We start from the raw sequence: 13,002 nt of genomic DNA, 5'->3' as shown, positions 1-13,002 counted from the left end.
CGCAGCGCCCCGGCAGTCCTGCTCGACACGATCGGCTGCCGCCCGTTCGGGTGGTTCACGGCCTGCGCCCTAGGCTGCACGCCGTGCGCTTCGTCCTCGCCTCCCAGTCCCCCGCCCGCCTGGCCGTGCTCCGCGCCGCCGGGGTGGAGCCCGTCGTCCGCGTGTCCGGCGTCGACGAGGACGCGCTGGCCGCCTCGCTCACCGACCCGACGCCGGAGGAGCTGGTCACGGCGCTGGCCGAGGCCAAGGCCGAGGCGATCGCCCGCGACGAGGACGACGCCGTGGTCATCGGCTGCGACTCGATGCTGCGCACCGCCGACGGCGAGGTGCACGGCAAGCCGGGCACGGTCGACGTCGCGCGCGAGCGCTGGAAGAAGATGGCCGGCACCACCGGCGCCCTGCTGACCGGGCACGCCGTGCTGCGGATGCGCGGCGGGCAGGTGGTGGACCGGGCCGTCGGGCACGAGGCGACGCTGGTCCGGTTCGGCCGGCCGACCGAGGACGAGCTGGAGGCGTACCTGTCGACCGGCGAGCCGCTGCGGGTCGCGGGCGCGTTCACGCTCGACGGCCTGGGCGGCTGGTTCGTGGACGGCATCGACGGCGACCCGTCCAGCGTGATCGGCATCAGCCTGCCGCTGACCCGGCGGCTGCTGCGCCAGGTCGGCGTCCCGGTGTCCGCCATCTGGTAGCGGTTGTCACACTTTCCCCGATCCGGGAAGCTCCTTGAAACGCATTCGCGTTGGAGGGGCTGTGGGTGAACTGCTGACGCGCCGCCGTCACATCGACTTCGGGCGCAGGACGAACACGGGTTGTCGCGGCTGACGCCGCCCCCCGTCGTCCCTGCGCACCCAACCCGGAGCACCCGTGTCGTTCGTCCGCAGTTACACCAAGCCGAAGGTCTTCGGCGCCACCGTCCTCGCCGCGCTCGTCCTGGGTGCGCTCGCGGGGTACCTGGCGAAGGCCACCGACCAGGCGTGGCTCACCACCGCCCTGGGGCAGATCGGCGACGTCTTCACCAGCCTGCTGCAGTTCACCGTCATCCCCCTGGTGTTCACCGCCATCGTGGTGGGCATCACCAGCCTCCGCCGCCTGGGCACGAACCGCGCGGCCCGGCTGGGCGGCAAGACGCTGCTGTGGTTCGCCGCCACGTCGCTGATCGCCGTGCTCGTCGGCCTCGCCATCGCGTTGATCTTCAAGCCGGGCTCCGGCGTGCAGGTCGAGCCGTCGCAGGCGGCCGTGGAGAAGCTGGCCGCCCGCGACCAGGGCTCGTGGAGCACGCTGCTGGAGACCCTGATCCCGTCCAACCTGTTCAGCGCGTTCACCGAGGGTGAAGTGCTCCAGGTCGTGTTCATCTCGGTGCTGGTCGGCTTCGCCGCGTACGCGCTCGGCGAGCGGGCCGCGCCGTTCGTCACGCTGACGCGGTCGGCGTTCGACCTGATCCAGAAGATCGTCGGCTGGATCGTGCTGCTGGCCCCGATCGGCGTGTTCGGCCTGATCGGCACCGCGTTCGCCACGTACGGCAACTCGTTCGTCCAGCCGCTGTTCTCGCTGATCGCGTCGGTGTACGGCGGGTCGCTGCTGGTGCTGTTCGTGGTGTACCCGCTGCTGCTGCGGTTCGTCGGCCGGGTGTCGCCGGTGACGTTCTTCAGCAAGGCGTGGACCGCGATCCAGTTCGCCTTCGTGTCCCGCTCGTCGGGCGCGACCCTGCCGCTGAGCAGGCAGACCGCCGCCAACCTCGGCGTGGACGACGACTACGCGTCGTTCGCCGTGCCGCTGGGCACCACCACGAAGATGGACGGTTGCGCCGCCGTGTACCCGGCCATCGCCACGGTGTTCATCGCGAACCTGTTCGGCGTGCAGCTGGGCGTGTGGCAGTACGTGGCGATCGTCGCGGTGGCCGTGTTCGGCGCCCTGGCCACCGCCGGGACCACCGGCTGGTTCACCATGCTGACGCTGACCCTGGGCGCGGTGAACATGCCGCCGGAGGTCATCGCCACCGGTGTCGCCGTGGTCTACGCGATCGACCCGATCCTGGACATGGTCCGCACCGCCACCAACGTGACCGGCCAGATCACCGTCCCGGTCCTGGTCGCCCGCGGCGAGGGCCTGCTGGACGACGAGGTCCTGAACGCCCCCAGCGAACCCCCGCTGCTCTCCGGCCCGACCCCCCGCCCCACCACCGTCCCCGCCTGAACGCAGAACTCGGGGGTCCTGAACGTTCGACACGCCGGCCCTGAGTGTTCGACTCGCGCGAGTCGAACACTGGCGTCCCGCGAGTCGAACGGTCGGGACCCCCGAGTTCTGCGTTCAGGGGCGGAGCGGGTGGTCAGGGGCCGCACGGGCGCAGGTCGGACGGGTCCGGGGTGACGGTCGGCCAGCCGGGCAGCGACTCCGGCTCGCGCACGACCGGCGTGCAGCCCAGCTCGCCGCCACCGCCGGTCAGCGAGAACACCTGCGCGAACCACCGCGAGCAGTCCGCGTCCACCTGGCACGACCGCTGCACGGCCACCACGTCCGCCACCGCGTCCGCGTTCACGTCGACCAGCGCCAGGTACGCCCCGCTGGACACGTACGGCACCTGCGCCCGCGACCACGCCCCCGACCGGCGCACCAGCACCTCGCCCAGCACCTCGCCGCCGACGCCGCCCCGCACCAGGCACACCCCGACCTCGGCGTCGACGCACCGCAGCGAGTCCGAGTCGATCTGCGCGCCCGACGACGCGATGGTCAGCTCGAAGATGTTCGGCCCCGATGCGCCGTTGGTCCGGATGCGGCCCGCGCCCTCGCCGACCAGCAATTCCACTGAATCGACGCCAACCTCCTGCTTCACCACCGAACGGCACGCCGTCGCACCGCACCGCAATTCGTCCTGCGGCACGGTCGTGCTCTGCTCCGGCACGGCGGGAAGACGCAGTGACCAGGCGATGACCAGTCCCGCGATAGTGGTTAGCACAGCTGCGCAAGCTGTCAGAAGCGCGGCAGCAGGCGGGCGTGTCACGATTCCCGATTGTTCCACCCAAGCGTGAGCTGTCTCTCGGTCACCGGGTACTGACGGGTCACTAAACTTCCCGACCATTGCCGACAGAAGTTCGAGCGTTGCCAGGAGGTAGGACGTCGTGTCGCTGCGCAAGGTCCTCGTCGCCAACCGCGGTGAGATCGCCGTCCGGGTCATCCGTGCCTGCCGGGACGCCGGTCTGTCCAGCGTCGCCGTGTACGCCGATCCGGACCGGGACGCCCCGTTCGCCCGGTTGGCGGACGAGGCGTTCGCCCTGGGCGGCAGCACGCCCGGGGACAGCTACCTCTCCATCGACAAGCTCCTGGACGTCGCCAAGCGCGCGGGCGCGGACTCGGTGCACCCCGGCTACGGCTTCCTGTCCGAGAACGCGGACTTCGCGCAGGCCGTGCTGGACGCCGGCCTGACCTGGATCGGACCGACCCCGCAGGCCATCCGCGACCTGGGCGACAAGGTGACCGCGCGGCACATCGCGACGCGCGCGGGCGCGCCGCTGGTCCCCGGCACCAAGGACCCGGTGAACGGCCCGGACGAGGTCGTCGCGTTCGCGCGGGAGCACGGCCTGCCGGTGGCCATCAAGGCGGCGTTCGGCGGCGGCGGCCGCGGCCTGAAGGTCGCCCGCACGCTGGAGGAGATCCCCGAGCTGTTCGACAGCGCGGTGCGCGAGGCCGTCACGGCGTTCGGCCGCGGCGAGTGCTTCGTCGAGCGGTACCTGGACAAGCCGCGGCACGTCGAGGCGCAGGTGCTGGCCGACCAGCACGGCAACGTCATCGTCGTCGGCACCCGCGACTGCTCGTTGCAGCGCCGGCACCAGAAGCTGGTCGAGGAGGCGCCCGCGCCGTTCCTCACCGACGAGCAGCGCGCCGCGATCCACACCTCCGCGCGGGCCATCTGCAAGGAGGCCGGCTACCACGGCGCGGGCACGGTCGAGTACCTGGTCGCGGCGGACGGCACGATCTCGTTCCTGGAGGTCAACACCCGGCTGCAGGTGGAGCACCCGGTCAGCGAGGAGACCGCGGGCCTCGACCTGGTGCGCGAGCAGTTCCGCATCGCCGCCGGCGAGCCGCTGCGGTTCACCGAGGACCCGACCCCGCGCGGTCACTCGATCGAGTTCCGCATCAACGGCGAGGACGCGGGCCGCAACTTCCTGCCCGCCCCCGGCACGGTCACCACGTTCACCGCGCCCGCCGGCCCCGGTGTCCGGGTGGACGCGGGCGTGGAGAGCGGCACGGTCATCGGCGGCCAGTTCGACTCGCTGCTGGCGAAGCTGATCGTCACCGGCGAGGACCGCGCGCAGGCCCTGGAGCGGGCGCGGCGCGCGCTGGACGAGATGGTGGTGGAGGGCATGGCCACCGTGCTGCCGTTCCACCGCGCGATCGTGCGCGACCCGGCGTTCGTCGGCACGGACGAGGGCTTCACCGTGCACACCCGGTGGATCGAGACCGAGTTCGACAACACCATCGCGCCGTTCGCCGGCGGCGCGGAGGCCGAGGACGACGAGCCGCGGCAGACCCTGGTGGTCGAGGTCGGCGGGCGGCGGCTGGAGGTCTCGCTGCCCGGTGACCTGGCGTTCGGCGGCGGTGGCGGTGGCGGCGCGAAGGCGGGCGTGAAGACCAAGCCGCGCAAGCGCGCCGGCGGCAAGGGCGGTGCGGCGGCGTCCGGTGACGCGGTGGCGGCGCCCATGCAGGGCACCATCGTCAAGGTCGCGGTCGAGGACGGTCAGCAGGTCGAGGCGGGCGAGCTGATCGTCGTGCTGGAGGCCATGAAGATGGAGAACCCGGTCACCGCGCACAAGTCGGGCGTGGTCACCGGCCTGGCCGCCGAGCCGGGCGCGGCGGTCACCCAGGGCACGGTCATCTGCGAGATCAAGGAATAGGCTCACCTTTGTGAGCGAGCGGGAGATCCGGATCGGCGACGCGGAGCGCCAGCACGCGCTCGAACTGCTCGGCACGCACCTCGGCGAGGGGCGGTTGACCGTGGACGAGTACGGCGACCGCTCCGCCCGGGTCACCACCGCGAAGACCCGCGGTGACCTGCTCGCGCTGTTCGCCGACCTGCCCGCGCCGCGGCCGCGGTTCACCGCGGTCGACCCGCCGCCGGTCCGCGAGACCCCGGTCCCGGCCGCGCGCCGGGCGTCGGTCCGGCGCGCGGGCGAGTTCGACCCGCGGGTCCGCAACGCCCTGGTGACGGTGGTCGCGCTGGTGAGCGTGGTGCTGTACTTCGCGGCGAAGACGCCGCTGGTGTTCCTGCTGGTGCCTGCGACGATGTTGCTCGTCAGCCGGATCGGTGGTCGTTGAGCGCGCCGTCGTTGCTGCTCCTCGACCTGGACGGCGTGCTGCGGCGGTTCCCGCCGGACGGGCCGGTCGAGGACCGGTTCGGCCTGCCGCGCGGCACGTTGGCGCGGGTGTCGTTCTCCCTGTCCGGTCCCGCGACGGCCGGTCGGGCCACCGACGGGGAGTGGCGCGCGGCGGTGCGGCGGCAGCTGGCCGTCGAGGGTCTGTCGCCGGAACGCGCGGCGGACGCGGTGGCGGCGTGGACCCGGGCCGGCGAGGTGATCCCCGAGGCGTTGGAGCTGGTGCGGCGGGTGCGCGAGCGGTGCCGGGTGGCGTTGCTGTCCAACGCCACCGACCGGCTGCCGGACGACCTGGCGGCGCTGGGGTTGGACCGCGAGGTGGACGCGGTCGTGTCGTCCGCGCGGCTCGGGGTGGCCAAGCCGTCGCCCGAGGCGTTCCGGCGCGCGCTGCGGGTGCTGCAGCACTCCCCCTCCGGGACGTTGTTCTGCGACGACAACGCGACCAACGCGGAGGCGGCGCGGACCGTCGGCATCGACGCCGTGCACACGCCGGACTTCCCCGCGCTGCACGGGGCGCTGTCGTCGCGCGGCCTGCTGGACGAGGCCGGCGGTCCGGGCGCGACCGGTCCCGGCGGGTCGTTGCTGCTGGTGCTGCACGACCGCGGCGACGCCGGGGAAGCCGCGCGCGAGCTGGCCGAGGCCGGTTGGTCGCCGTGCGCGGTGCACAAGGACCTGCTGGCGGGCGAGGACGACGTCGAGGACGCCGACTGGGTGGTGGAGTTGATCACCGGTCCGGACGGGCAGGCCGCCGCCGCGCACCGCGGGCTGCTCGAAGCGCTGGCCCGGCGCTACGACGGCTTCGTCACGGACTAGTCTCCCGGCCCATGGAGGCCGTCGAGATCAACGCGGGTGAGTTCTACCTGCGCCAACTCCGCGCCGACGACCGGATCGACGACCGGGTGGCGCTGGTGGGCGGCGGGCTGCACCCCGACCTGGCCGCGGCGGGCGGGCACATCGCCGAACGCGCGGAGCAGTGGCACAGCGGCGAAGCCTGCTCCTGGGCCGTGTGCGACCAGCTGACCGGGACGGCGGTCGGCGAGGTCGTGCTGACCCGCGCCGGCGAGCTGAGCTGCTGGACCACGCCCGACCTGCGCGGCAGGGGCATCGCGACGCACGCGGCGCAGGCCGTGCTGCGGTTCGGCTTCGGGTTCCTCGACCTGCCGCTGATCACCGCGAGACCACCGGACGACGCGGCTCGGCGGGTGGCCGAGAAGTGCGGCTTCACAGCCGGGGGTCCACTCCGCGTGTGGACCCGGCTACGGTAGGTGTCCATGAGGGCTGCTCAGGTGCTCACCGCCACGCTGTGCGCGATGGCGATGGCCGCCTGCACGCCCGTACCGGAGAAGAAGGCCGACGGCCGGCTGGACGAGCCGCTGCCCGTCACCACGACCACCGCGCTGTCGTTACCCCCCAGGCCGCGGGACGTGCGGCTGGACGACGTGGACCCGTGCGCGGTGCTGTCGCCGGAGCAGCGGGTCCGGCTGAGCCTGGACAACCCGCCGAGCGCCTACGTGGAAACGGGCTTCGGCAACGCGAAGGCGTGCACCATGCGCAGCACGATCAGCGGGAACGTGGTGCGGCTCGCGCTCGTCACAGTGGAGGGCGTTGACGTGTGGCTCAGCGAGAACGCCCAGGTCGACGCCAGGCCGACCGCGGTCGCCGGATTTCCCGGTTTGATCGTGCGGACGCCGGGCATGGACAACGTGTGCAACGTCGAGGTGGACGTCGCGGAGGGGCAGTTCCTCGACGTGATGTTCCGCGACGGCGGTAACGAAACAGCAGCCAAGCAGGACACTCTGTGCCAAGGGGCGCAACGGGCGGCAGAAGCGGCGGTAGCCGGTTTGCTGCAACGGCGCTGACCCACGCGGGGGATGTGCGGTCCCACCTACTCCCCGCTGTCGTACCGGGTGGCTAGAGTGACCATGCGCGACGGAACGAGTGAAGGCGGGAGGTCGTCCATGCCGTTCGAAGACCGAGGCCACGGCGCCGACACGGGATCACCACCGCCGCTGTCGCACACGCTGAACGTGGAGCCCGGCGCCATCCCGGGGCTGCGCAGCGCGTTCGCGGGCGCGCTGTCGAAGCTGGACGAGCAGATCGAGCTGGCCATCACCGAGGTCAGGGTCCGGCCGTGGGCCGGCGACCCGGTGAGCCAGGACGCCGCGGAGCGGTTCAACGAGCGGTCGCTCGAATCGGGCGACTCGGCGCTGATCGCGTTGGAGAACTACCAGCGGCAGCTCAAGTCGGCGATGGACGCGCTCACCCTGGTCGAGCAGCAGTACCAGTCCATCGAAGAAGACAACACCGGGTTGATGGGACAGCAGGGCAGCCGCTGAGCGCCCGGCGCAGGCAAGGGGAGCGTTCATGCCCGATGGGCACCGCTGGAGCGGGTACAGCCACGAAGAGCTGTACGAGCAGATCAACTCCGGGCCGGGGCCGAAGGCCTCGCACGCCTCGATGGAGCGGTGGCAGGGCGTCTCGGCCGCGTTGACCGAGATCAACGCCGAGCTGCACCGGGGCGTGCTGCGCTCCGGCGCCAGCTGGGAGGGCGACGCCGCCGATCGTGCGCGCACGGGCGTGAACCCGCTGGCCTCGTGGGCGGACGACGCCCGCGCCGGCGCCGAGGTCATGCGCATCTCGGCCGAGCTGCAGGCGGACTACATCGCCAAGGCGCGCGCGGACATGCCGCCGCCGGTGAAGGTGACCGCGGAGGAGCCGAACCTGCTCGTCAGCGTGCTGACCAACCTGGTGGGCGGGCAGACGGACTTCGAGCAGCAGGAGAAGGCGCAGAACGCGGCCGAGCAGCGCGCGCGAGAGGTGATGACGACCTACGCGTCCAGCACGTTCTCCAACACCAGCACGCTGGGCCAGTTCCACCAGCCGCCGCAGCTCGTGATCAGCGGGGCCGAGGCGGTGCGCAACGACTCGGCGGGCGTGTCCGGGCCCGGGTGGGGTTACGGCGGTCCGCGCGGCGGTCGCGGCGGTTATCGCGGTGGCAGGCACGGCGGTCGCGGCGGTCGTGGCGGCGCGTTCGCGCAGCGGCCGGTGTCCCAGCCGACGTACGAGGGCCGCGGGTCGACGGGCACGTCGTCCGCGGCGGCGGGCACGGCCGGTTCCGGTTCCGGTTCCACCAGGGCGTCCACCGCGGCGTTGCCGAACGGGCCGGGTTCGGCGACGTTCGGGCCGGGCGGCGTGATCGGTGGCAGCGGCGGGCAGCAGGACCGGCGCAAGTCGGGCTCGTCGGGCTCGTCGTCGGGTTCCTCGACCGGCCCCGACGTGACGACGGAGCAGCAGGTCAACGGCAGCCAGCAGCTGGCGGCGGGCGCCGGTGGCGCCGGTGGTCCGCTCCCGGTCGGCACGACGAGCGTGAGCTCGGCGGAGTTGGGCGCGTTCGCGACGGCCAACGCGCAGCACGCGGCGACGGCGGCGGGTCCGGGCGGTTCGACGGGGTCGCTGATGGGCGCGGGTCAGGGCGGCAACAACGACACCGTGCACAAGCGCAGCACGCCGATGCCGGCGCAGCCCGCGTTCGACCCGTTCGGCGGCCTGGGCGGCGCCCGCGGTGCGGCGGAGGAGGAGGAAGACGCCCTCCACGACGCGGCGGACTACCTCCGGGAGACCGACGACATCTACGGCGTCGGCGGGACCATCTCGCCCCCGGTGATCGGGGAGAGCACGACCCGCTGATGACGACGTTCGGCTTGGACCTGGGCAGCAACGACCTGCGCGAACCGGTGACGATCTCGGCGCTGGAGTTCGACGTGCTGTGGGAGCACCTGCGGCTGGAGACCATGCCGCTGGTGCTGAAGGTGCCGTCACCCGGCAAGACGCACGCCGAGCGCGCCGAGCTGGAGCAGCGGGCGTGGGCGGAGCTGGACCGGCGCGGCCTCGGTCGCCCGGTGTCGTTGGACCCGATGCTGGAGGACCTGCTGCACCTGCTCAACCGGCCGCAGCAGGAGGTGGACGGCCGGTTGTGGCTCGGGCACAGCGTCCGCGTCCTGGCCGCCGCCAAGGGCCAGTCCGGCGTCCTGGCCGTCCTGGCCCACGACCAGCTGACCCTGCGCCCGGCCTCCGCCGAGGGGCTGCCCCGCGAGGCCCTGTCCGTGCTCCCGCCGCTGCCCGCCGGTCCCGGCCACTCGGTCACGCTGCCCAGCGCCGACCTGGACGCCGCCGCGGCCCACGCCAACACCCCGGAGGAGCTGGAGCAGGCCCTCGTGGCCCGCGGCGTCCGGCAGGCGGACGCCCACACGCTGGCCGACATGTTCCGCGACGCCGGCCACCGCGGCCAGTTCGGCGCCGCCAACCGCGACAAGTGGGGCAAGCGCGTCCGCCAGGACCACGTCGTCTCGTTCTTCGACAACCCCCACGGCCGCTACGTCCAACTCCGCCGCGCCACCCCGGGCCAACAACCCTGGAGCACCGTCTCCCCCGTCGACTCCCGCCGCCTCGCCCAACACCTAACCTCCCTCACCCCCTAACCCCCCGCGAGAGTCCAACGCTCAAGCCGCGAGAGTCCAACGCTCAGAGCACCTGAATTCAACGCTCAGACCGGGTGGCCTCCCACGATCAGGTGAACCGTGTACGGAATCGGGGGCCTCGGCACTCGGTTCTACATGATCGAATTTCCTTCCGGCCTCCACGGCGCCTACTCCCGCACCCGTCTGCACGACCGCATCGGCTCGCAAGCGCTGAGCCGTGCCATCCGCGACGGCCACCTGGTCAGCTACTGCCGCACGGTCGTCATCCAGCGGGAGCGCATGACCAGCCTGCGCACCCGGGCCGCCGCCGCGCTGCTCATGGCCGGACCGGACGCGGCGCTGACCGACCACACGGCGGTCTGGCTGCACGGTTGCACGGCCGCCGAGACCAACCGGGTGCACGTCCTCCTGAACTACGACCGCAGGCTCCGCCCACGCCGGGACCTCGCCGTCCACTACCACCAGTTCGACCCAGCGGACGTGGTCGAGGTGGAGGGCCTGCGGTGCATGGTGCTCGACTTCGCCCTCACCGACCTGCTCTGCCGGGGCCGTCACCGCTCCACCGCCCTGGCCTGCGCCGATCAAGCGCTCGGCGCTCTTCCACCGCAGCAGCGAGCCGAGTTCAAGTCCGACCTCGCCGTGCGCATGGCCGCCCGTCGTGACCACCGCGGTCGACGGCGGGGCGCGTTCTTGCTGGACCTCGCCACGGGACTGCCCGAGTCCCCGGCGGAGAGCACGCTGCTCCTGATCATCGCCGACGCGGGGTTCCCGCTCCCCGAACCGCAGTACTCCATCCGCGACCTGGACGACCGCGAGATCTGGCGCTTGGACTTCGCCTGGCCGGACGCGCGCGTGGCGCTGGAGTACGACGGCTACGCGGCGCACGTCGACAAGGCCGCAGCGGACCAGTCCCGTGACGAGGACCTGCGGCGACGCGGGTGGAAGGTGATCAGGGCGGACGTGTCGGACCTGCGGAACCCCGTGCACCTGTTCCGACAGCTGAGTGTTGAACTCGGGAGTCCTGAACGTAGGACTCACGCGTTCTGGGTGTAGGACTCTCGCGCGCTGGAGGTAGGACTCTCGCGGGCTGAGGGTTGGACTCTCGTGGGGGTTAGGGGCCGATGCCTTGGCAGGGGCGGGTGCGGAGGTCGGCGACGTAGTCGTCGGGGGCGCCGGCGGCTTCGGCGGCGTCGGCGACGACGCCGATGTAGCGGGCCGAGGGCAGACCTCCCTCGTAGGCGTCCAGGACGTAGAGCCAGGCGGTCGCCGAGCCTTCCAGGGTCTGGACGCGCAGGCGGATCTTCTTGTAGAGCCCGAGGGCGCCCTCCCAGCGGTCGAGGCGGGACTCGTCGCGCGGGCTCACGTCGTAGAGCACGCAGAACACCTGCGAGTCGGGGTCCTCGACGATGGTGGCGAGCGCGCCCTCCCAGCCGAGGTCCTCGCCACCGAACGTCAGACGCCATCCGGCGAGCCACCCGGTCCCCGCCATGGGGGAGTAGGGGGCTCGCTCCATCATCTGGTTCGGGTCCATGTTGGACCCGTACGCGGCATAGAGCGGCACGACCACAGCCTAGCGACCTTGCGATCACCGCGAGGGACGGAAGACCGGACGACGCGCCCCGACACCCGACCGCGTACGGTTACCAGCGGCCGCCGGCGGCGTGAACAGCGACGCGAGCAGCGGCCTGAGCAGCGGCGCGAGCAGCGCCGAGACCACGAGGAGGACGTGTCGTGACCCGCATCGTCATCATGGGCGGTGGCCCCGCAGGTTACGAGGCGGCACTGGTCGCGGCCCAGCACGGGGCCGACGTGACCATCGTGGAACGCGAGGGCCTGGGCGGCGCCTGCGTGCTCTACGACTGCGTGCCGTCGAAGACGTTCATCGCCTCCGCAGGGGGCCGCAGCGCCTTCCGCAACGCCGGTGAGCTGGGCATTCGCACGAACAACGCGGAAGCGGCGGTCGAACTCCCGGTCGTCCACGGACGGGTGAAGGGCCTCGCGCTGGCCCAGTCGGCCGACGTCCGGGCCCGCCTCCAGCGCGAGGGCGTCCGGATCGTCAACGGCATCGGCAAGTTCTGCGACAACGCCCGCGGCCTCGCCCAGCACGAGGTCGTGGTCATCGCCGAGGACGGCGACAAGGAGGTCCTGCCCGCCGACGTGGTGCTCATCGCGACGGGCGCGACCCCGCGCGTGCTGCCCGGCGCCGAGCCGGACGGCGAGCGGATCCTCACCTGGCGGCAGATCTACGACCTCCCGGAGCTGCCCGAGCACCTGGCCGTCATCGGGTCGGGTGTCACCGGTGTGGAGTTCGCCTCCGCCTACACCGAACTGGGCGTGAAGGTGACCATGGTCTCCAGCCGCGACCGGGTGCTCCCGCACGAGGACGCCGACGCGGCCGTGGTGCTGGAGGACGTCTTCGCCGAACGCGGCACGGCGGTGGTCAAGCACGCCCGCGCGGACCGGGTGGAGAACGTCGGCGACGGCGTCCTGATTCACCTGGAAGACGGTCGCACGATCGAAGCGAGCCACGCCCTGATGACGGTCGGCTCGGTCCCGAACACCGCCGACCTCGGCCTGGACAAGATCGGCATCGAGCTGGGCCGGGGCGGGTACATCCCGGTCGACCGGGTGTCGCGCACGAACGTCGCCGGCGTCTACGCGGCGGGTGACTGCACGGGCCTGCTGCTGCTCGCCAGCGTCGCCGCCATGCAGGGCCGCATCGCGATGTGGCACGCGCTCGGCCAGGGCGTCAGCCCGATCAGGCTCAAGACGGTCGCGGCGAACGTGTTCACCAACCCGGAGATCGCCAGCGTCGGCATCAGCCAGCAGGCCATCGACTCCGGCGAGGTGCCCGCGCGCACGATCATGCTGCCGCTGGCGACCAACCCGCGGGCCAAGATGGAGGGCCTGCGCCGCGGTTTCGTGAAGCTGTTCTGCCGCCCGGCGACGGGCGTGGTGATCGGCGGTGTCGTCGTCGCGCCGAACGCCAGCGAGCTGATCCTGTCGATCACGCTGGCCGTGCAGAACCAGCTCACGGTGGACGACCTGGCCACCACGTTCTCGGTCTACCCGTCGCTGACCGGGTCGATCACCGAGGCCGGCCGCCAGCTCATGCGCCACGACGACCTGGACTGAGCCGGCCGGGAGGAGGGGGCGCC

Annotated in this window: 14 protein-coding genes; 12 read left to right on the top strand and 2 right to left on the bottom strand. The window is 72.3% G+C overall.

All coding sequences use genetic code 11. The features are described from left to right. Positions 1 to 83 precede the first annotated feature (83 nt). Together AB0F89_RS11300 and AB0F89_RS11295 are read left to right on the top strand one after the other, a co-directional pair. Positions 84 to 689, top strand: a complete 606-nt coding sequence (locus AB0F89_RS11300; RefSeq protein ID WP_367135241.1) for a nucleoside triphosphate pyrophosphatase — start codon at positions 84 to 86, stop codon at positions 687 to 689. A gap of 175 nt (positions 690 to 864) precedes the next feature. Next, the gene (locus AB0F89_RS11295; protein ID WP_367135239.1) at positions 865 to 2,193 is read left to right on the top strand and encodes a dicarboxylate/amino acid:cation symporter; all 1,329 of its coding nucleotides are present in this window, start codon (positions 865 to 867) and stop codon (positions 2,191 to 2,193) included. Positions 2,194 to 2,326: 133 nt separating this feature from the next. Here the strand turns inward: AB0F89_RS11295 and AB0F89_RS11290 are convergent, their stop codons facing one another. Then, positions 2,327 to 2,803 (bottom strand): hypothetical protein, encoded by a 477-nt coding sequence (locus AB0F89_RS11290; RefSeq protein WP_367135237.1) that lies wholly within the window; start codon positions 2,801 to 2,803, stop codon positions 2,327 to 2,329. A 313-nt stretch (positions 2,804 to 3,116) separates the two neighbouring features. Between AB0F89_RS11290 and AB0F89_RS11285 the strand changes: the two genes are divergently transcribed. The 9 genes from AB0F89_RS11285 (at position 3,117) to AB0F89_RS11245 (ending at position 10,897) form a co-directional block, all read left to right on the top strand. Then, on the top strand, positions 3,117 to 4,889 hold the full coding sequence (locus tag AB0F89_RS11285; RefSeq protein ID WP_367135235.1) for a biotin carboxylase N-terminal domain-containing protein: 1,773 nt from the start codon (positions 3,117 to 3,119) through the stop codon (positions 4,887 to 4,889). 10 nt (positions 4,890 to 4,899) lie between these two features. After that, positions 4,900 to 5,310 (top strand): DUF1707 domain-containing protein, encoded by a 411-nt coding sequence (locus tag AB0F89_RS11280; protein ID WP_367135233.1) that lies wholly within the window; start codon positions 4,900 to 4,902, stop codon positions 5,308 to 5,310. Beyond that, positions 5,307 to 6,179 carry an HAD family hydrolase gene (locus tag AB0F89_RS11275; RefSeq protein ID WP_367135231.1) on the top strand — a complete coding sequence of 291 codons (873 nt, stop codon included), beginning with the start codon at positions 5,307 to 5,309 and terminating at the stop codon, positions 6,177 to 6,179. The genes AB0F89_RS11280 and AB0F89_RS11275 overlap by 4 nt, the downstream gene beginning before the upstream one ends. A gap of 11 nt (positions 6,180 to 6,190) precedes the next feature. Beyond that, positions 6,191 to 6,631 carry a GNAT family N-acetyltransferase gene (locus tag AB0F89_RS11270; protein ID WP_367135229.1) on the top strand — a complete coding sequence of 147 codons (441 nt, stop codon included), beginning with the start codon at positions 6,191 to 6,193 and terminating at the stop codon, positions 6,629 to 6,631. Positions 6,632 to 6,637: 6 nt separating this feature from the next. Continuing rightward, positions 6,638 to 7,225, top strand: coding sequence for a DUF3558 domain-containing protein (locus AB0F89_RS11265; protein WP_367135227.1), 588 nt, complete (start codon positions 6,638 to 6,640; stop codon positions 7,223 to 7,225). A gap of 99 nt (positions 7,226 to 7,324) precedes the next feature. Further along, on the top strand, positions 7,325 to 7,702 hold the full coding sequence (locus tag AB0F89_RS11260) for a transcriptional regulator (protein WP_367135225.1): 378 nt from the start codon (positions 7,325 to 7,327) through the stop codon (positions 7,700 to 7,702). Between the two features lie 28 nt (positions 7,703 to 7,730). After that, positions 7,731 to 9,053 (top strand): PPE domain-containing protein, encoded by a 1,323-nt coding sequence (locus tag AB0F89_RS11255; RefSeq protein WP_367135223.1) that lies wholly within the window; start codon positions 7,731 to 7,733, stop codon positions 9,051 to 9,053. Further along, positions 9,053 to 9,844 (top strand): ESX secretion-associated protein EspG, encoded by a 792-nt coding sequence (locus AB0F89_RS11250; RefSeq protein WP_367135221.1) that lies wholly within the window; start codon positions 9,053 to 9,055, stop codon positions 9,842 to 9,844. Before AB0F89_RS11255 ends, AB0F89_RS11250 begins: the two co-directional genes overlap by 1 nt. Positions 9,845 to 9,979: 135 nt before the next feature. Next, entirely contained in the window at positions 9,980 to 10,897 is a 918-nt protein-coding gene (locus AB0F89_RS11245; protein ID WP_367135219.1) for a DUF559 domain-containing protein, read from the top strand. A gap of 58 nt (positions 10,898 to 10,955) precedes the next feature. On the opposite strand, the gene AB0F89_RS11240 is transcribed toward AB0F89_RS11245, so the two are convergent. Next, positions 10,956 to 11,405 (bottom strand): gamma-glutamylcyclotransferase family protein, encoded by a 450-nt coding sequence (locus tag AB0F89_RS11240; RefSeq protein ID WP_367135217.1) that lies wholly within the window; start codon positions 11,403 to 11,405, stop codon positions 10,956 to 10,958. 170 nt (positions 11,406 to 11,575) lie between these two features. Here AB0F89_RS11240 and AB0F89_RS11235 point away from each other — a divergent pair, with 170 nt between their 5' ends. Then, a complete protein-coding gene (locus AB0F89_RS11235; RefSeq protein WP_367135216.1) occupies positions 11,576 to 12,979 on the top strand; it encodes an NAD(P)H-quinone dehydrogenase in 1,404 nt (467 codons plus the stop codon). Positions 12,980 to 13,002 lie beyond the last annotated feature (23 nt).

The sequence above is a fragment of the Saccharothrix sp. HUAS TT1 genome (genome assembly GCF_040744945.1).
GTDB lineage: Bacteria > Actinomycetota > Actinomycetes > Mycobacteriales > Pseudonocardiaceae > Actinosynnema.
This window is presented reverse-complemented; position numbering and strand designations above follow the sequence as displayed.